Below are 19,873 nucleotides of genomic sequence, written 5' to 3'. Positions count from 1 at the left end.
TATGGACCCCATTCGAGTGCTGGTTGTCGACGATTCGGCCTTTATGAGGCAGACATTAAAAGCCATGATCGAAGAAGACGCGTCCATGCGCGTGATTGCAACAGCAAGAAACGCCGATGATGCACTGAGAAAACTGGCGAAATACGAACCGGATGTCGTAACTCTGGATATCATTCTTTCAGGAGAAAAAGACGGCCTTTATGTCCTTCATGAGATGATGTCACGGCAGCCGACACCGACTATTGTAGTCAGCGGGGCTTCGGACGAAAGCGCAAATTATGTGATTGAAGCGATCAGCAGCGGAGCGTTTGATTTTATTTTCAAGCCCTCTGCCAGGCCGGGAGATATCGAACGGATTCAGCTTGAACTGCAGACAAAAATTCGTCAGGCTGTTCGTTCGAGACCGGCCGTTCACTCCCGGACAATGGAACGCAGCGGAGAGGAGCCTCTCCGGTCCGATTCCGGCATCCCGTCGGCGACAGCCGGGACAGCAGCGGCCGCCGGCGACGCGTCGCTTGTCCTGATCGGAACTTCGACAGGCGGTCCGAAAGCTCTGCAGACCGTTGTTCCCGCCCTGAAGAAAAATTTGCCGGCTCCGGTTCTGATTGTCCAGCACATGCCCCCGAAATTTACTCAATCGCTTGCGGAACGGCTGAACGGACTCTCACAGCTGACGGTCTGCGAAGCAAAAGATGGCGAAGTTCTCAAGAAAGGGCGTGTCTATATCGCACCCGGGGGTATTCATTTGCAGGTCTCACAGGATGAGGGCGGCGGCCTTTCCGTTCATCTTCTCGATTCGGTGCCTGTCCACGGGGTCAGGCCTGCCGTGGATGTGACGCTTAGATCTCTTCTGCAGATTAAAGCCTATTCTTTTGTTATTGCGATTTTAACCGGAATGGGCAGGGACGGTGCCGAAGGCCTGGAAGCGTTGAAGAAAAAAAGAAAGAATATTTATGCCATAGCTGAATCAAAGGAGTCATGTATTGTATACGGTATGCCCAAGGCGGCAATAGAGACGGGGAAAGTCGACGAGGTATGTCCGCTGACTCGGGTTGCTCCGGCAATCTGCCGCCAATTTGGAATTCAGGGAGCTGACTGAAAATGGACATGAGCCAGTACTTAGGGGTATTTATTGATGAAGCCCGTGAGCACTTACAGAATCTGAATGATAAATTATCGGTCATGGGGGAGAACGGCGGCGATCCCGAACTGCTCAACAGTATTTTCCGGTCCGCCCATACTTTAAAAGGCAGTTCGGGCCAGATGGGGTTTGCAGATATGATGGAACTGACGCATACGATGGAAAATGTTTTCGATGCGCTGCGGCATGAAAAAATTGAAGTGTCCGATACAATGATCGATGTTTTATTTGAAGCTCTGGATATGCTGGAATCAATGGTCGACTCTATTGAACAAGGCGGCAGCGACAAAAAAGATGCGACGGCCGTGACGGAAAAACTGCGCGCGCTTACCGGCGGTTCGCAGGAGGCTCCGCAGCGGACAGCCGAGGCCAAAGAGGCTGCAGCGGCAGCCGCCGAAAAAGCGGCCGGCCCGGACCGAAGCAGGCCGGCCGGAGCGGACGGTTTTGACGATTACGAGAATGAGGCGGTGAAGCAGGCACTGGCTCAGGGCATGAACGTTTATCGGGTCGTCGTGACATTGCATCGGGATTGTGTGCTGAAAGCGGCCCGTGCTCTGATGGTCTCCAACGCGCTCGAAAAAATCGGCACGATCATGAAGTCCGTTCCGTCTACTGAAGACATTGAGAATGAGGCCTTTGACAGACAGTTTACTTATTTTCTGGTTACCGGCAAGAAAGAACAAGACGTTTATACCGCTGTAATGGCTATTTCGGAAATTGACCGTGCCGATGTGTCTCCGGCCGGGGCCGGCGGTTCCGGGCAGCCCGGCAAAGAGGCGGATCAGCCGAAAACAAACGGCCGCGGGCAGAAAAACGAGCCGCCTGCCCGACAGGGCCGTCCGGCCATCGCCAAAACGATCCGCGTCAATCTCGACCGGCTCGATCATCTCCTTAATCTTTTTGAAGAAATGATTATTGACCGCAGTCGCCTGGAAGATATTTCATCTTCTCTTCATAACCCGGAATTGAAGGAATCGGTCGATGCGCTGAAAAGAACATCCGACCAGCTTCAGGAAACGATTCTGAATCTGCGAATGGAACCGGTTGAACAGGTATTCAACCGGTTTCCAAGAATGGTGCGCAGCCTGTCGAAAGAGCTGAATAAAAAAGTAAAACTTGTAATCAGCGGAGCGGAGACAGAACTGGATCGAACGGTCATCGAAGAAATCGGCGACCCGCTGATGCACATGATTCGCAATTCGATGGATCACGGCATTGAACATCCGGATGTCCGCAGCGAAAAGGGTAAATCTGCGGAGGGAATTCTTTCGCTTAAAGCCTATCACAGCGGCAGCCACGTCATTATTGAAATCGAAGACGACGGAGCGGGCATCAACCGCGAGAAAGTCCTGGCGAAGGCGGTGGAAAAAGGCCTTGTAGCTAAAGAGTCGGCCGCTCTTCTTTCAGATCAGGATGTTTACCATCTGCTCTTTGAATCCGGATTCAGCACAGCGGATAAAATTTCCGATATTTCAGGACGCGGCGTCGGGCTCGACGTCGTCGAGAGCAAAATTCATTCGCTGAGCGGGACGGTTCAGGTCGATTCAGCACCCGGCAAGGGGACTAAATTTACGGTAAAACTCCCCCTGACTCTTTCCATTATTAATGCCCTGATGATCCAGACCGGCACGGAAATATATGCCGTACCGATTACCTCGATCGTCGAAACGGCGCTGATCCGCCAGTTGGAAATCCGTTCGGTAAACGGTCTCCGGGTCATGAACTATCGGAACCGGATTGTCCCTCTGCTCAGTCTTAAAGAGTACCTGAATATTCCGGCTTCCGAAGAGACGTCATCCGACTCAAAGAAAAGCGAAGCAACCTGCTCGGGTTCTGTCGTTCTCGTAAGAAGCGGCGACAGGCTGGCAGGCATTGTCACGGAAAAACTGCTCGGTTACCAGGATATCGTCATTAAACCATTGGGCCGGTATTTAAAATCCGTGAAAGGATTTTCCGGCGCAGCCATTCTTGGCGACGGGAAAGTCGCATTGATTCTTGACTGCCGCGTCCTGACCGGCCGGCAGACGAAGAGGTCCCAAATAGAAAATGCATGAGGAGGAATGGAACATGGAAGGAGAGTCATTCAAGGTCATTCTTTTTAAACTGAATGGTGAAACGTACGGTGTCCCGATTGACCAGGTGCTGTCCATTGAACGTGTTCAGCCCGTGACGCGAGTGCCGAATGCAGCGGAATATGTCCTGGGCGTGATGAATCTTCGCGGGTTAATCGTTCCGGTGATTGATGTGCGCCGCCGCTTTCATATGAACCGCAGCGAATTGACAGCGGAAAGCCGCGTCGTCATTGCCGATGTAGGCGAAATCCAGGTTGGCCTGCTCGTGGATTCGGCGAAAGAAGTCATGAATATTAAGAAAGACAGCATTGAAAAAACACCCGACATTGTCGGCGGACCTGAGGCGGAATACATAAATGGCGTCGCCAGGATTACCAATGACGATCTGCTGATTTTGCTGAATCTGGACCGGGTGCTGAGCGACGAAGAAATCGGTGAAATCAAACAAATCGAGGTGTGATACGGGTGGATGATTTTAAAAGGCTGCAGCCTGCTCATCTTGATCTGCTTAAAGAAGTGGGGAATATCGGTGCGGGCCACGCGGCTACCGCCCTGTCGCTCCTTTTAAATAAACGGATAGAGCTTAAGATTCCCGCAGTCAAGATGATGACTCTAGCCGAACTTCTTGACCGCGATACAGAGAAACATGTGGCTGCTTCATACATTCAAGTCGGGGGCGGACTGAACGGGCACTTTTTCATGATGTTCGAAGTGGGCCTGGCCAATCGGCTGATCCGGGAACTCGTGCCGGCGGCTTCGGTGTTTGACGGCGGAATAGGCAAATCGGCTTTCAGTGAAATCAGCAATATTTTATGCGGTTCTTATTTATCCGCTCTTTCCGCTTTACTGAAAGTATCTCTGAAGCAGTCTCCGCCGATCTGCGCGATTGATATGGAAGGCGCCATACTCGGCGAAGGGCTTGTCGAGCTTTCGCTTCGCGATGATTCGGTGATCTTAATGGATGCGGTTCTGCATGATTGTGCAAACAGCGATCAATTAAAAGGAGAATTTCTTTTTTTCCCCGCTCCTGAATCCATGGACGCTATTTTTAAATTAATGGAAGGGAAGTCGTCTTTGTGATTCATGTCGGACTGTCGGAAATTAAATTTGCTGAAAGTCCCGAAACGTTAAAAACGATGGGCCTTGGCTCGTGCGTCGGCGTGATTGTGTTCAGTGAAAGGGAACGAAGCGCCGGTATGGCCCATGTCATGCTGCCGGATTCATCGCTCGCCCGTTCGAATCATTTTCCGCCCGGCAAATTCGCCAATACGGCGATTCCGGAAATGCTCAGGATGCTGACGATCCAACACGGGTTCTCTCCCGGATCGCTGAAGGCCAAAATAGCGGGAGGAGCCGAAATGTTCAAATCAAGCCGGCCGCTGCCTATGGGCAGTATCGGTAAACGCAACGTAGCAGCCGTAAGAAAACAGCTTGCATTTTTTCATATTCCGATTGTTGCGGAAGAAACCGGTGATGATTACGGAAGAACCATTGAATTCTTCACCGAAACATGCAGCCTTTTAATCCGTGCGATTTATAGAGGCGAGCGAATCATTTAGCCGGAAGTGCCAAAGGAAGGGGGAGAAAAGATGGCCAAAACTGATACCAGGGAATTGCAGTACTGGGACCGCTGGATCCGGTCGCGCGACAAGGATGCGGCTGACGATCTCCTTCGGCTTTACATGCCCCTTGTTCATTATCATGTACAGCGAATCAGCGCCGGACTGCCCCGGAATATTGATCGCGGCGAACTGCAAAGTTACGGGTTGCTGGGTCTCTATGACGCACTTGAAAAATTCGATAAAGAACGTGATCTGAAATTCGACACATACGCTTCATTCCGTATCCGCGGCGCCATTCTTGACGGCCTGCGAAGGGAAGATTGGATGCCCCGGTCGATCCGCGAGAAAAGCAAGAAAATTGAAAGAGCCGCGGAGAAAATCGAACAGGAAAAATTAGGCTCGGCGTCAATGGAAGAGGTTGCGGAATCATGCGGCATGAAGGTCGATGAAGTTTCACAGGTTCTCTCGGAAGGCCTGCTGTCGAATCTTCTCTCACTGGATGATAGTTCACCGACCGGAAAAAATGATTATTCTTCTGCCGCCATTGAAGATTTCCGGACCGTTCTGCCGGATACGCATCTGATTGATCAGGAAAACAGGCGCGCCCTTGCCCGGGAAATTGACAAACTGGGAGACAATGAGCGGCTTGTGATCACATTGTTCTATTATGAGGAACTGACCCTGACGGAAATCGGCCGGGTGCTCGGTCTGTCGACCTCGCGGATTTCCCAGATTCACAGTAAAGCCTTATTTAAATTGAGACGTTTTCTGAAGAGCCCGCTCTACGATTAATTTTGAGAATTGAAGGTGAGAACGGTGACGATCGCGTGGATCATTTTTAACTTTGTCCTGATTATTCTGATTCTGTATCTGATCCTGCATCTGTACCAGAGGATCCGGGTGCTTGAACAGATAAAGACCGATCGGATTCTTGACGATATAAATGAAGCTTTTACCGCTTATCTGGAAGATGTCCGCAAAGAAAACGAGCGGCTGGCTTCGAAAGTCGAGATTTTAATGAAAAAAAATGCAGTTTCGCCGGAAGAAACGGAAATGCAGGGAGAAAATACGGCCGGGCCGCTTCAGCCGGAAGAGGAGAAACGGTCCGAAACGCCTGCTTTCGGCCAATTGCTGAAAGAGAAAATCGCAGAAATTCCCGATGACGGAAATCCGGCCCAGGTTGCGGACGGCGAAGCGTCCGCCGATAAAACCGGGGAACCGGCCTCATGGGTACCGCCCGTTGATCAGATCCGGGACAGCCTTGAGGAATCGCCCTTTTTTCAGGCTATGAAACTTCAGAAAAAAGGGTACACTGTCAATGAGATAGCCAAAAAAATGAACCGCGGGGCAGGGGAGATTGAGCTATTGTTAAAATTCGGCAATAAAGTGTCCCGCTGATCTTGTAACCCTATTCGGTTTGTGGTATAGTAACGATTGGTGTCAATCACACACGCAGACTGATTCATGTACGGGTGCTGAATAATTCAGCCGTACATGAAAAAGAGGCCGGCGGAGGAATAAAACCAACAGGAGGATTTAAAATGGCAGTTATTTCTATGAAACAGTTGCTGGAATCCGGTGTGCATTTCGGTCATCAGACACGGCGCTGGAATCCGAAAATGAAACCTTATATTTTTACGGAGAGAAACGGCATCTATATTATTGACCTGCAGAAGACGGTCAAAAAAGTTGAAGAAGCCTACCAGTTTGTCAGAAGTATTGCGGCGGACGGCGGAAAAATTCTTTTTGTCGGCACAAAGAAACAAGCGCAGGATTCGGTGAAGGCCGAAGCGGAACGCTCGGGCCAGTATTACATCAATCAGCGCTGGCTGGGCGGTACGCTGACCAACTTCGAAACGATCAGAAAGCGGATCAAGCGGCTGAAAGATATTGAGAAGATGCAGGAGGACGGTACATTTGATGTACTTCCTAAAAAAGAAGTCGTCGGCCTCAGAAAAGAATTGGCACGGCTTGAGAAATTCCTCGGAGGAATCAAGGAAATGGAAAGCCTGCCTCAGGCACTGTTCGTGATCGATCCCCGCAAGGAAAGAATCGCAATTACCGAAGCGCGCAAACTCAGCATCCCGATCATTGCGATTGTGGATACAAACTGTGATCCCGATGAAGTGGATGTTGTCATCCCGGGCAACGATGATGCGATCCGCGCTGTCAAGCTTCTGACAGGGAAAATGGCCGATGCGGTTCTCGAAGCAAACCAGGGCGAAGAGACCGAGGAAGCTGCGGCTGCGCCGGAACAGGCGCAAGCCCCTGCCGAAGAACCTGTAAAAGCAGAATAAGAAAAGACATGGACAGATAACAGGGTGATAAGGGGAAAAGCCTTTTATCACTCTTTTAGTGAAAAAAGCAAAAGGATAAAATGATAGGAGGATGCGCATTGGCTGCAATTAGTGCAAAATTGGTTAAAGAACTGCGTGATCTTACCGGCGCCGGAATTATGGACTGCAAAAGGGCGCTCTCGGAAACGGAAGGCGACATTAAGAAAGCAATAGATGTACTGAGAGAAAAGGGAATCGCCAAAGCAGCCAAAAAATCGGGGCGGATTGCTGCTGAAGGCCTGACGGAGATCAAGATCGCCAGCAACAAGGCGGTCGCACTCGAGGTCAACTCGGAAACGGATTTTGTTGCCAAGAACGCAGAGTTCAGACAGTTGATTGAAACGCTGGCCGGACATCTGCTTAATCACGAGCCGGCGGATGTTGAGGAAGCTTTGAAACAGCGCCTTGACACAGGGGAAACGGTTAATGAATATATTAACGCCGCTATCGCGAAAATCGGAGAGAAGCTGTCTCTGCGGCGTTTTACCGTTCTCCATAAAGCAGAGAATGAAATTTTCGGCGCGTATCTTCATATGGGAGGCCGCATCGCCGCGCTGACCAGGCTTTCCGGCGGGGATGCCGAAACGGCAAAAGATATCGCCATGCACGTTGCAGCCATTAAACCGCGTTATCTCACGGAGAAAGAGATTCCGGCAGACGTAGTCGCCCATGAAAAAGAAGTTTTGACTAAAGAAGCACTGGGAGAAGGGAAGCCGGCCAATATTGTCGAAAAAATGGTTGCCGGCCGCCTCAATAAATTTTTTAAGGAAATCTGTCTGGTCGATCAGCCGTTTGTTAAAGACGGCGACGTCACTGTTAAGAACTATTTGAAGAGCAAAAATGCTGAAATCGTCGCATTTGTCCGTTATGAAGTCGGCGAAGGCATCGAAAAGAAAGAAGAAAATTTTGCTGAAGAAGTCAAAGCTCAAATGAAACAATGATTGGCGCCCGCGGATGTGCTGCAGGAACGGAAGGCATAAGAAACAGTTCGCGTTCTGTTCAACAGCTTTGCAGCATCTCTGTGAGACATAGGATGAAAAAATGGGGCACGGATCACGTGTCCCATTTTTTAGAATTAAAATTAAATACGGCGAAGGGATAGATGAATGATGCCGGAGAAGGCAAAATATAAGCGGGTCATCCTTAAATTGAGCGGAGAAGCACTGGCAGGTGCAAGCGGATACGGGATCGATCCGAAAGTCATCCGTTCAATTACCGAGCAGGTAAAGGAAGTGGTCGACCTCGGCGTTGAAGTGGCGATCGTCGTCGGAGCCGGGAATATCTGGCGCGGGAAAACAGGCAGCGAAATGGGCATGGACCGTGCGCAGGCCGATTATATGGGGATGCTGGCAACTGTGCTCAACGCGCTTGCACTGCAGGACAGCCTGGAGGGGCTGGGCGTTGAAACAAGGGTGCAGACGTCAATCGATATGAGGCAGGTAGCGGAACCGTATATTCGCAGACGGGCAATCCGCCATCTTGAAAAGGGACGTGTCGTTATATTTGCCGCCGGAACGGGGAATCCATATTTTTCAACGGATACGACAGCGGCGCTGAGAGCGGCCGAGATCGAAGCCGACGTGATTTTAATGGCCAAAAACAATGTGGACGGTGTTTATTCGGCAGATCCGAAAGTCGATAAAAGTGCTAAGAAATATAAAGAAATTTCGTATCTGCGTGTTCTGAACGAAGGCCTTCAGGTAATGGATTCAACGGCCTCTTCACTGAGCATGGATAACGATATTCCGCTTGTCGTTTTCTCACTGGCCGCGGGAAATATTAAACGTGCCGTTCTGGGGGAAGACATCGGTACGGTTGTAAAGGGGAGATAATCAATGGCTCAGGACGATATTCTGAAAGAAACAAAGGAACGCATGGAGAAAGCGGTGAAATCGTTTCAGCGCGAATTGGTGACGATTCGTGCCGGACGCGCCAATCCGTCGATTTTAAATAAAGTGACCGTTGAGTATTACGGTGCGGAAACGCCGCTGAGACAAATTGCCGCCATTACTGCGCCGGAAGCCCGGCTGCTCGTTGTCCAGCCATACGATCGTACGGCCATGGCGGATATTGAACGGGGTATACTGAAATCGGACTTAGGTATTACGCCGACAAACGACGGGACGGTCATCCGCATTGCCATCCCTCTGCTTACGGAAGAAAGACGCGCGGAACTCGTAAAACTTGTTAAAAAGATTGCTGAAGAAGCCAAGGTTGCCGTCCGAAACGTGCGCCGCGATGCGAATGATCAATTGAAAAAGATGGAGAAGAACAATGAATTGACCAAGGACGATGTTCGTGACGCTGAAGAAAACGTTCAGAAGCTGACCGATGGGACAATAAAAAAAATCGACATGATTTCAGCCGATAAGGAAAAGGAAATAATGGATATTTAGACGGCGCTGCGAATCACGCGGATGTTCTCTTTCACACATCCGGGATTAGTGAAGAATCAGAATGATTGACTGCTGACTGATGCGCCGTAAGATCCTGCTGTCTTCATTCAGCATCGACAATGGGGGAAAGAGGATGTTTGAGAAATTTTCCTTAACTAGGACAGGGAAAGCGGGCAAACAGGAACAGCTTCCCGACAGCCTGCAAAAAATTCCGGCGCACGTTGCCATTATCATGGACGGAAACGGACGATGGGCTCAGAGAAGAGGCCTGCCGAGAATTGCCGGACACCGGGAAGCATTAAAAACTGTCAAGAAAGTGACAAATGAAGCGAACCGATTAGGCATTAAGGTGCTCACGCTTTTTGCTTTTTCCACTGAAAACTGGAAACGGCCGAAAACGGAAGTGGAATTTCTGATGAAGCTTCCCGAGCAATTTCTCAACTCTTACCTTGCTGAATTAGTTGAAAATAACGTACAGGTCCGCATGATGGGAGATATGTCGCGTATCCCGTCCCACACCATGAGAGCCGTCGACCGGGCTGTAAACGAGACAAGAAATAATGACGGGCTGATTTTGAACTTTGCTCTCAACTACGGCAGCCATTCGGAAATTGTCGGTGCAGTGAAGGCCCTGATTCGCGATGTTCAGCTGAACAAGCTGGATCGGGAAAATATCGACGAAGAAGTGCTGTCCGGCTATCTGCTGAGCCATTCTCTGCCCGACCCCGATCTGCTGATCCGAACGGGCGGCGAGGTCCGTCTCAGTAATTTCATGCTCTGGCAGCTTGCCTACACGGAGCTGTTTTTTACCGATGTTTATTGGCCGGATTTTGATGAAGAGAACCTCCAGGAAGCTGTTCGGGAATTTGCAACGAGACAGCGGCGATACGGGGGGATTGAGGAAAAAGGGAGCGAGAAGCGATGAAGCAGAGAGTGATTACGGCGATCCTGGGCGGTGGACTTTTTATTGCAATCCTGGCCGTCGGATCCGTCCCGTTTGCACTCCTGTCCGCTGTGATTGCCGTGATCTGCTATATGGAACTGGCGGCAATGGACAAGCTTTCCTTGTTCTCTCCGGAAGTCTTACTCGGAGCGGTTTGCGTGGCCGCGATCGTCCTTGCTACGTTTTTTCCCTCGGAAGATGCATTTAATCTTCTGCTCATTAAGTTACTGGCGGTTCTGATGCTGCTGCTGATCGGTGCAACTGTCTTTCTAAAAAATCGTTTTCATTTTCAACAGGCTGCCTATCTCCTGATGTCGGTTTTTTACATAGGATTTTCTTATCATTTGCTTGTCCGGGCGAGGCTCGGCAGCTTCGCCCTTTCTTTGTTTGTGCTGATCATCATCTGGGCATCGGACAGCGGCGCTTATTTTATCGGCAGAAAGTGGGGCAGGCGCAAGCTTGCTCCGGAAATCAGCCCGAACAAGACCAAAGAAGGAGCAGCCGGTGCGCTGATTACGGCTTTGATCGTCGCCGTCCTTTTCCGGCTCATCCTGCGTGAACCGATTTTTCCATCGTGGGGGTTATACCTTCTCGTCACTTTGCTTATATCGGCTTTCGGTCAGCTGGGCGATTTGGGAGAGTCCGCACTGAAACGCCATTTCGGCGTTAAAGATTCGGGAAAAATCCTTCCGGGCCATGGCGGATTGCTTGATCGATTCGACAGTCTGATTTTCGTTCTGCCGATTTTATATTTGATTGGAGTTATTAACTGAAAAGAGGGATCGGTGTTGAAGCGGATCAGTTTACTGGGGGCAACCGGATCGGTAGGGACGCAGACGCTTGCGGTGATTCGCGAGCATCCGGAACATTTTGCAGTGGCCGCCATGGCTTTTGGCGAGAATATTGAAAAAGCGCTGCCGCTGATCGATGAGTTCAAGCCCAGACTGGTTGCCGTGAAAAACAGGCAGATTGCCGAACGGCTGAAAGTTGAGCGCGGGGGCCGGGAAAAGATCGTTTACGGACCTGAAGGGATGATCGAGGCGGCGGCTTTCGCGGACAGCGACATGCTTGTCAATGCCGTGCTCGGCAGCATAGGACTTGAACCGACTCTCGCCGCAATCGAGGCGGGGAAAAAGATCGGGCTGGCCAATAAAGAGACACTGGTGACCGCGGGGCATCTTGTCATGGAGCAGGCTAAGAAAGCGGGTGTTTCCATCATTCCTATCGACAGTGAGCACTCCGCCATTTTCCAGTCGCTGCAGGGACAGGACCGTACGGCTCTTTCCCGGCTGATCCTGACAGCGTCGGGCGGCAGTTTCCGCGACAGGACGCGGGAAGAACTGAAGGACGTCACGGTCGCCGATGCACTAAAGCATCCGAACTGGTCGATGGGTGCAAAGATTACGGTCGATTCGGCGACGTTGCTGAATAAGGGCCTGGAAGTGATCGAGGCACACTGGCTTTTTCAAGTGCCGTACGATCGGATTGATATCGTCGTCCACAGAGAAAGTATTATTCATTCTCTGGTTGAATATGCTGATCACAGTGTCATTGCTCAGCTCGGGCTGCCGAGCATGCTCGTCCCGATCCAGTATGCGCTCACTTATCCTAAAAGACTTGAACTCAAACAGACAAAAAGGTTAAACTTATGGGAAATAGGAACGCTTCATTTTCAAAAGTTGGACAGACAAAGATTTCCCGCCGTTTCCCTGGCCTACGCCGCAGGAAAAGCCGGCGGAACGATGCCTGCCGTACTGAATGCAGCAAACGAAGTGGCCGTGCAGGCTTTCCTCAGCGGAGAAATTCCTTTTTTGGAGATTGAGCCGCTGGTTGAAGCGGCGCTTGAGCATCATCAGCCGGAGCGCGAGCCGGGTCTCGAAGCGATTGAAGAGGCAGACCGGCTTGCCCGCGCGTTTGTCCGTTCGCAGATCCGCAAAAAATAACCGCGAAAGAGGTGGAAGACATTGTGGAAACTTTGATCGTCGTTGTTCTGATTTTCGGACTGCTCGTTTCCATTCATGAACTCGGCCATTTGTTTGTTGCCAAGCGATCCGGCATTCTCTGCCGCGAATTTGCGATTGGTTTCGGGCCGAAAATTTTCGCGATAAAAAAGGGAGAAACGGTTTATACCGTGCGGCTTCTTCCGATCGGCGGCTATGTGCGGATGGCCGGAGAGGATCCCGAAATAGTTGAAATCAAGCCGGGACAAAGTGTCGGCCTGTTTTTTGATTCAAGGGGCCGGGTCACGAGAATCGTGACGAATCATCTTGAAAAATATGCAGACGCGCGATTTCTGACTGTGGAACATTGTGATCTGGAAAAGGATCTGTTTATTTCCGGTTACGAGGAAGAAGACGGACCGATCGTTCATTATGACCTGGATCGCCAGGCAACCTATGTAGTTGATGATCAGGATTTTCAGATTGCGCCGCTGGACAGACAGTTCGCCTCACAACCGCTTTTGGCACGCTTTCTTACCATTTTTGCCGGCCCGTTTATGAATCTTGTACTGGCCGTGATTATTTTCATTATCTACTTCAGCATTCAGGGGGTGCCTTCCAATTCCCCGCTTCTCGGGAATACGATTGCGGGCTATCCCGCACAAAAGGCCGGACTGCAGGCGAATGACCGGGTCCTTCAGATCAATCATCAGAAAATGGGCAGCTGGCAGTCGATCATGAACTACATCAGCGCCCACCCTAAAGAAAAGATGACATTTACCGTGGACCGGGCCGGGAAAATCCGCAACATCAGTGTTGTGTCCGATCAGCGTAAGGCGGAAAAGGGCATGGAAGGGTTTATCGGCGTATACGCGCCGACGCATCACTCCCTCGTTGCTTCTCTTGAGGGCGGCGTGACGCAGACGGTCTACTGGATCCAGATGGAACTGAGCGCGCTGAAAATGATGATCACCGGCGGATTTAATCTCAATCAGCTGGCCGGACCCGTCGGTATTTATAAAGCCACGGGGCAGGTCGTTTCCCAAGGGTTCCTTATCATTCTGAACTGGACGGCGTTTCTCAGCGTCAACCTGGCGGTTATTAACCTGCTGCCGCTTCCCGCTCTGGACGGCGGCCGGCTGCTGTTCCTGATCGTCGAGGCGCTTCGGGGGAAGCCGGTCGAACCGCAGAAAGAAGCGTTTGTTCACTTCATCGGTTTCGCTTTTTTAATGCTTTTGATGATACTTGTTACATGGAACGATATACAGAATTTATTTTTGCGTTAGACAGTTATCATACAGTATGGGGTGCGATACATGAGACAGAGCCGAATGTTTATCCCGACATTGAAGGAAGTGCCGGCAGATGCCGAATCCGCCAGCCATCGCCTGCTTTTGCGCGGCGGTTTCATCAGGCAGAATGCGGCGGGAGTCTATTCCTACCTGCCGCTCGGGTATAAAGTCATTAAAAAGATTGAGGCGATTGTCCGGGAAGAGATGGACCGGGCCGGCGCGCAGGAACTGCTGATGCCGGCGATGCAGCCTGCCGAACTCTGGCATGAATCCGGCCGCTGGGACGTCTACGGACCGGAACTGATGCGGCTGAAAGACCGGCACGGGCGTTATTTCGCTCTCGGGGCGACAGGAGAAGAGCTGATCACAAGCCTGGTGCGCGATACGCTTAATTCTTATAAGAAACTGCCTGTCATTCTTTATCAGATTCAGACAAAATACAGGGACGAAAAAAGGCCGCGCTTCGGTTTGCTGCGCGGAAGAGAATTTATTATGAAGGATGCCTATTCCTTTCATGCGACGGAAGAAAGCCTGGACGAAGCGTATCGGCTTATTTTCCAGGCCTACTGCCGCGTCTTTGACCGCTGCGGGCTGAAGTACAGAGCCGTCCTCGCCGATTCGGGAGCCATGGGCGGGAAGGACACACATGAATTTCAGGCGCTCGCTGAAATCGGAGAGGACACCATTGCTTATTCGGACCGTTCGGATTACGCAGCCAATCTGGAAATGGCTCAAGTCGTCGACCGGGAGCAAAAAAGGGCTGCCGGCAGCCTGCCCCTTGAAAGAAAAGCGGGCAGGGCGGACGCAGACGACAATGATCGGATAAAGGCCGAATGGTTTAAGACCCGCTCGGCAACCGTTCTTGTTTTCTTGCGGATCGGCGATGAAGTCAATGATGTTAAGGTGAAGAATGCCCTGGGAACAGACTGGATCGAATCGCTCGATCCGCCGCACAAAGCGGACGCGCTTCATCCCGGAGCGGGCGTAAAAATTCTGGCCGACAATGGGCTGAAATCGCTGACTCGGGCTGTTTTGTACAGTGAAAGGGAAGATTGTTCCTATCTGCATATCGATCCCGAGCGCGACCTGAGCATTGAGAACTTTTTTGATCTCCGTTTCATTAAGGAGGGCGATCCTTCGCCGGACGGCAAAGGAACGATCAAATTCGCAAAGGGGATCGAAATCGGGCAGGTATTTAAACTCGGGACGAAATATTCCGAGTCGATGAATGCCCTGTTTCTTGATTCGGAAGGGAAGAATCAGCCGCTGATTATGGGATGCTACGGAATCGGCATTTCACGGACGCTTTCGGCGGTCTGCGAACAGTATCATGACGGGGACGGGCTGATCTGGCCGCAGTCGCTTGCCCCGTTTACGATCCACCTGATTACCGTTAATCCGAAGAACGGGGATCAGCTTTCCCTGTCGGACAAACTCTATCACGACCTTCAGGACAAAGGTTTTGACGTGCTCTGGGACGATCGGAAAGAGCGTGCGGGTGTCAAGTTTGCCGACAGCGATCTGATCGGCTGCCCTGTACAGGTCATTGTCGGCAAGAAAGCGGCTGACCGTATCGTCGAAGTTGCGGGCCGCAGGGAGAAGAAGCGGGTCGAAACAGACACGGACGGACTTGAACAGGCTGTTTCGGAGTTACTGAGTGAACGGAATTAATCGATGATTTATTTGGCAGAGGGAGCCCGGCAGCATACGCAGCTCCCTTTTCTTTTTTACGATTTCTCCGTTTCTGTCTCAAGTGGCCGATCAGCTGCGGCCGGATGTGCATTATAATAGAATCATAGCGAAAGGAGATCATGAAATGACTGAGCCTCTATCCAAATCGGCACGCTGGACCCTTCTGATGCAGCAAATCGAAGCTCCTGAAGACTGGATGAACAGCTATTTCAGCCGCGGGGAAATCGGAAAACTGACCGTATATAAGGAAGAACGCCGCTGGCACTTTGATTTCATTGTCGAGCGTGTGCTGCCCCGCCACATTTTTGAATGGCTCGGTACACAGCTTAAAAAACACTTTCAATCTATCGTCAGCAGTGTCGGTTTTTCCGTACAGGCGCGGACTGAAGAAGGCATCGGGGAGTCGTTTGAAGAGTACTGGCCGGCGGTCTGCGCACATCTCCTGGCAGCTTTTCCTTCATTGAAGAGATGTCTCTCCGGACAAAACCCGCATTTAAACGGAAAGCAGCTCTGTTTTTCCGTTTCGAATGAAACGGAAGCGGGTTTGATCAAACGGAAATTGCCGCATGCGGTCAATGAACAGCTGCGCGGCTGCGGGTTTCCGCCGCTGACGCTTGACGCTAGAATCGATCAGGAGAATAAGGAAAAAACCTATGATTCTTTCGTGAAGAAGCGTGAAGAAGAAGACCGGCAGAAAGTCGTCCAGACAATGCTGGAAAGAAAAAAAGCGGAGGAAGCTGCGGACGACGGGCCGTCCGCGGGGCCGTTTAAGATCGGCTACGAGATACACGATGAGCCGGTTGCCATCGAGACGATACAGGATGAAGAGCGCCGGGTGACCATTCAAGGTTACATATTCGACGTAGAGACACGTGAACTGCGCAGCGGGCGAACGCTGCTGCTCTTTAAAATAACGGATTATACGGATTCGCTGATGATCAAAATCTTTTCCAGGGATAAAGAGGATGCCGGAAAATTTCAGGATCTGAAGAAAGGTATGTGGGTGAAGGTCAGAGGCGGCGTGCAGAATGACAGTTTTGCCCGCGATCTGGTCATGATTGCCAATGATGTAGAGGAAATTCCGCCTCATAAAAAGCTTGATACGGCGCCTGAAGGAAAGAAAAGAGTGGAACTTCACGCGCACACCGTGATGAGTCAGATGGATGCCGTGGTCACGGCCGGCTCACTGATCAAGCGGGCCGGGGAATGGGGCCATCGGGCTATCGCCATTACGGACCATGCCGTCGTCCAGTCTTTTCCAGAAGCATATTCCGCAGGGAAAAAGTACGGGATCAAAGTGCTGTACGGTGTCGAGGCCAACCTGATCGATGACGGCGTGCCGATTGCCTATAATACAGCACACCGGCTGCTGTCGGATGATACGTATGTCGTCTTCGATGTTGAAACAACGGGGCTGTCCGCCGTCTATGACACGATCATCGAATTTGCGGCGGTCAAGATGAAAAACGGTGAGGTACTTGAAAAATTCGATCAGTTCGCCAATCCGCATCATCCGCTCTCCAGAAAAATTACGGAACTGACGAGTATTACGGATGAGATGCTGAAAGACGCACCGGACGACGGTGAAGTGATCGAAGCCTTCCGAACGTTCGCGGGCGACAGCATCCTCGTTGCCCATAATGCGACTTTCGATATGGGATTTCTAAACAACGGCTATAAGAGACTCGGTCATGAAGAAGCGGCCAATCCGGTCATCGACACGCTTGAACTCGGGCGCTTCCTTTACCCGGGCTTTAAAAACCACAAACTGGACACGCTCTGCAAGGCATTCAACATTGAACTGACGCATCACCACCGGGCGATCTACGATACGGAGGCGACCGGCTATCTTGCATGGAAAATGCTTCGGGATGCCGCAGCAAAGGGCATGCTCTACCATGATCAGCTGAACGATAATCTGGGCAAGGGCAACATGGACCGCATTCGTCCGTCGCATGTCATCCTGCTCGTAAAAAACCAGACCGGACTGAAAAACCTTTATAAACTGGTTTCGCTGGCTCATGTGAAATATTTTTACCGTGTGCCGAGAATTCCCCGTTCGATTCTGGCCAAATACCGTGAAGGGCTGATCATCGGATCGGGCTGCGACAAGGGTGAATTGTTCGAAGCGATGATGCAGAAGTCGGCGGAGGCGGCCGAAAAAATCGCTGCATTTTATGACTACATCGAGATTCAGCCGCCCGCGAACTACATGCATCTTGTCGAGAAGGGGATCGTGCGCGACGAACTGGCCCTTAAAGACGTTATGATCAAGCTCGTGAAGCTTGGCGAAAAGATGAATAAACCGGTGGTAGCGACCGGTGATGTGCATTATCTGGATGAGCATGACAGAATCTACCGGAAAATCCTGATCGCTTCCCAGGCCGGCAATCCGCTCAATCGCCAGACACAGCCCGACGTCCATTTTCGGACGACCGATGAGATGCTTGAATGTATGAATTTTCTCGGCGAAGAGAACGCGAGAAAAGTTGTCGTCGACAATCCGAATGCGATTGCCGACGCGATCGGCGAGGTTATGCCGGTGAAGGACAAACTCTATACTCCGACAATCGACGGAGCGGAAGAGGAAGTCAAACAGAAGACTTACGGCCGGGCACATTTTCTGTACGGCGACCGGCTTCCCGAAATCGTCGAAAAAAGACTGGAGAAGGAATTGAAGAGTATCATCGGCCACGGATTTTCCGTTATCTATCTGATTGCCCATAAGCTCGTTAAAAAGTCGCTGTCCGACGGCTATCTGGTCGGTTCGAGAGGTTCGGTCGGATCGTCGCTTGTTGCGACGATGCTTGAGATTACCGAAGTGAACCCTTTGCCGCCCCACTATCTGTGCCCTAAATGCCATCATGTCGAATTTTTTACCGACGGATCGGTTGCCTGCGGGTTTGACCTTCCCGACCGGAATTGTCCCGAATGCGGAACGGCGATGAAAAAAGACGGGCACGACATTCCTTTTGAAACGTTTCTCGGGTTCAAGGGAGACAAAGTCCCGGACATTGACCTCAACTTTTCCGGAGATTACCAGCCGGTTGCCCATAATTATACAAAGGTGCTGTTTGGCGAAGATAAAGTCTATCGCGCCGGCACGATCGGCACGATCGCCGATAAAACGGCATACGGCTATGTTAAGGGCTACGAGGAGGAGACGGGCGACCGTTTCCGGGGGGCTGAACGCGACCGGCTCGCTGCGGGCTGTACCGGCGCCAAACGGACGACCGGCCAGCATCCGGGAGGCATTGTCGTCGTTCCCCGGGACATGGAAATCTATGATTTTACACCCGTTCAGTATCCGGCCGATGACCGGACGGCGGATTGGCAGACGACGCATTTTGATTTCCATTCGATTCATGATAATATTTTGAAACTGGACATTCTCGGTCATGATGATCCGACCGTCATCCGTATGCTGCAGGACCTGAGCGGCATCAATCCGAAAACAATTCCTACCGACGATCGGGAAGTCATGAAAATTTTCAGCACGACGGAATCACTCGGCGTGACGCCGGAGCAGATCCGCTGCAAAACCGGAACCCTCGGCATTCCCGAATTCGGCACCCGTTTTGTCCGGCAAATGCTTGAGGACACCAAACCGACAACGTTCGCCGAACTCGTCCAGATTTCCGGGCTGTCGCACGGGACCGATGTCTGGCTCGGCAATGCCCAGCCTCTGATCGATAACGGCACCTGCGTCCTTAAAGATGTCATCTCCTGCCGCGATGATATTATGATTGATCTGATGCATAAAGGGCTTGAACCGTCACATGCCTTTAAAATCATGGAATCCGTCCGCAAGGGCAAAGGCCTGAACGACGATTGGATCGCCGAAATGAAAGAAAATAACGTGCCGGACTGGTATATGGACTCTTGTCTGAAGATCAAATATATGTTTCCGAAGGCTCATGCGACAGCCTATGTATTGATGGCTTTTCGCATTGCCTACTTCAAGATACATTATCCGATTCTCTTTTATGCGACCTATTTCTCCGTCAGAGCCGATGATTTTGATATCGATGTCATGAAACAGGGATCCGCGGCCATCAATGAAAAAATGGATGAAATCGGGAGGAAAGGAAACGATGCGCTGCCTAAAGAAAAAAGCCTGCTGACGGTTCTGGAAGTTGCACTTGAAATGTGCGAACGCGGATTCAGTTTTCAGTCTGTCGATCTTTACCGTTCGGATGCCACCCGTTTTCTCGTCGACGGCGGCACGCTGATCCCGCCTTTTAACGCGATTCCCGGCGTCGGAACAAACGCGGCAAAAGCAATTGCCAAAGCGCGCGATGAAGGGGAGTTTCTGTCGAAGGAAGACCTGCAGAAACGGGCTAAAATTTCAAAAACAGTATTGGAATATCTTGAAGGCCAGGGATGCCTTGAAGGGATGCCCGATGCCAATCAGCTCTCCCTCTTCTGAAAGCAATAACTGCCTCAGGACAACTTTTTCTGCTGTTCTTGCCTTAAAAAGACGGGTATGTTATAGTAGC

17 protein-coding genes are annotated in these 19,873 nt (G+C 51.1%); all 17 read left to right on the top strand.

What is annotated here, in order from left to right; genetic code table 11:
- The first annotated feature begins 1 nt into the window (after position 1).
- The 17 genes from cheB to OYT88_RS00530 all read left to right on the top strand — a co-directional run bounded on the left by cheB (position 2) and on the right by OYT88_RS00530 (position 19,803).
- Positions 2-1,099: a protein-glutamate methylesterase/protein-glutamine glutaminase gene (cheB, locus tag OYT88_RS00610; RefSeq protein ID WP_274397397.1), complete on the top strand. Its 1,098-nt coding sequence runs from the start codon at positions 2-4 to the stop codon at positions 1,097-1,099.
- 2 nt (positions 1,100-1,101) lie between these two features.
- Entirely contained in the window at positions 1,102-3,195 is a 2,094-nt protein-coding gene (locus OYT88_RS00605) for a chemotaxis protein CheA (RefSeq protein ID WP_274397395.1), read from the top strand.
- A 13-nt stretch (positions 3,196-3,208) separates the two neighbouring features.
- Complete coding sequence (locus OYT88_RS00600; protein ID WP_274397394.1) at positions 3,209-3,673, top strand: chemotaxis protein CheW; 465 nt, start codon at positions 3,209-3,211, stop codon at positions 3,671-3,673.
- Positions 3,674-3,678: 5 nt separating this feature from the next.
- The gene (locus tag OYT88_RS00595) at positions 3,679-4,293 is read left to right on the top strand and encodes a chemotaxis protein CheC (protein WP_274397393.1); all 615 of its coding nucleotides are present in this window, start codon (positions 3,679-3,681) and stop codon (positions 4,291-4,293) included.
- Positions 4,290-4,772, top strand: a complete 483-nt coding sequence (locus OYT88_RS00590) for a chemotaxis protein CheD (protein WP_274397392.1) — start codon at positions 4,290-4,292, stop codon at positions 4,770-4,772. Before OYT88_RS00595 ends, OYT88_RS00590 begins: the two co-directional genes overlap by 4 nt.
- Positions 4,773-4,802: 30 nt before the next feature.
- Positions 4,803-5,567 (top strand): FliA/WhiG family RNA polymerase sigma factor, encoded by a 765-nt coding sequence (locus OYT88_RS00585; protein ID WP_274397391.1) that lies wholly within the window; start codon positions 4,803-4,805, stop codon positions 5,565-5,567.
- A gap of 24 nt (positions 5,568-5,591) precedes the next feature.
- A complete protein-coding gene (locus OYT88_RS00580; protein WP_274397390.1) occupies positions 5,592-6,173 on the top strand; it encodes a hypothetical protein in 582 nt (193 codons plus the stop codon).
- A 143-nt stretch (positions 6,174-6,316) separates the two neighbouring features.
- On the top strand, positions 6,317-7,072 hold the full coding sequence (rpsB, locus tag OYT88_RS00575) for a 30S ribosomal protein S2 (RefSeq protein ID WP_274397389.1): 756 nt from the start codon (positions 6,317-6,319) through the stop codon (positions 7,070-7,072).
- Positions 7,073-7,170: 98 nt separating this feature from the next.
- On the top strand, positions 7,171-8,052 hold the full coding sequence (gene tsf / locus OYT88_RS00570; protein WP_274397388.1) for a translation elongation factor Ts: 882 nt from the start codon (positions 7,171-7,173) through the stop codon (positions 8,050-8,052).
- 168 nt (positions 8,053-8,220) lie between these two features.
- On the top strand, positions 8,221-8,943 hold the full coding sequence (gene pyrH / locus OYT88_RS00565) for a UMP kinase (protein WP_274397387.1): 723 nt from the start codon (positions 8,221-8,223) through the stop codon (positions 8,941-8,943).
- A 3-nt stretch (positions 8,944-8,946) separates the two neighbouring features.
- Positions 8,947-9,507: a ribosome recycling factor gene (gene frr / locus OYT88_RS00560; RefSeq protein ID WP_274397386.1), complete on the top strand. Its 561-nt coding sequence runs from the start codon at positions 8,947-8,949 to the stop codon at positions 9,505-9,507.
- Positions 9,508-9,640: 133 nt separating this feature from the next.
- A complete protein-coding gene (gene uppS / locus OYT88_RS00555) occupies positions 9,641-10,432 on the top strand; it encodes an undecaprenyl pyrophosphate synthase (RefSeq protein WP_274397385.1) in 792 nt (263 codons plus the stop codon).
- Positions 10,429-11,223 (top strand): phosphatidate cytidylyltransferase, encoded by a 795-nt coding sequence (locus tag OYT88_RS00550; RefSeq protein WP_274397384.1) that lies wholly within the window; start codon positions 10,429-10,431, stop codon positions 11,221-11,223. Before uppS ends, OYT88_RS00550 begins: the two co-directional genes overlap by 4 nt.
- Before the next feature lie 15 nt (positions 11,224-11,238).
- Positions 11,239-12,393: a 1-deoxy-D-xylulose-5-phosphate reductoisomerase gene (locus tag OYT88_RS00545; protein WP_274397383.1), complete on the top strand. Its 1,155-nt coding sequence runs from the start codon at positions 11,239-11,241 to the stop codon at positions 12,391-12,393.
- 23 nt (positions 12,394-12,416) lie between these two features.
- Positions 12,417-13,676 carry an RIP metalloprotease RseP gene (gene rseP, locus OYT88_RS00540; RefSeq protein WP_274397382.1) on the top strand — a complete coding sequence of 420 codons (1,260 nt, stop codon included), beginning with the start codon at positions 12,417-12,419 and terminating at the stop codon, positions 13,674-13,676.
- Between the two features lie 30 nt (positions 13,677-13,706).
- The gene (locus tag OYT88_RS00535) at positions 13,707-15,353 is read left to right on the top strand and encodes a proline--tRNA ligase (protein WP_274397381.1); all 1,647 of its coding nucleotides are present in this window, start codon (positions 13,707-13,709) and stop codon (positions 15,351-15,353) included.
- A 145-nt stretch (positions 15,354-15,498) separates the two neighbouring features.
- Positions 15,499-19,803, top strand: coding sequence for a PolC-type DNA polymerase III (locus OYT88_RS00530; protein ID WP_274397380.1), 4,305 nt, complete (start codon positions 15,499-15,501; stop codon positions 19,801-19,803).
- The last annotated feature ends 70 nt before the right edge of the window (positions 19,804-19,873 follow it).

Origin of the sequence: Sporolactobacillus sp. CQH2019, assembly GCF_028765345.1 — a bacterium.
In the GTDB taxonomy this organism is placed as follows: domain Bacteria; phylum Bacillota; class Bacilli; order Bacillales; family Sporolactobacillaceae; genus Sporolactobacillus.
This window is presented reverse-complemented; position numbering and strand designations above follow the sequence as displayed.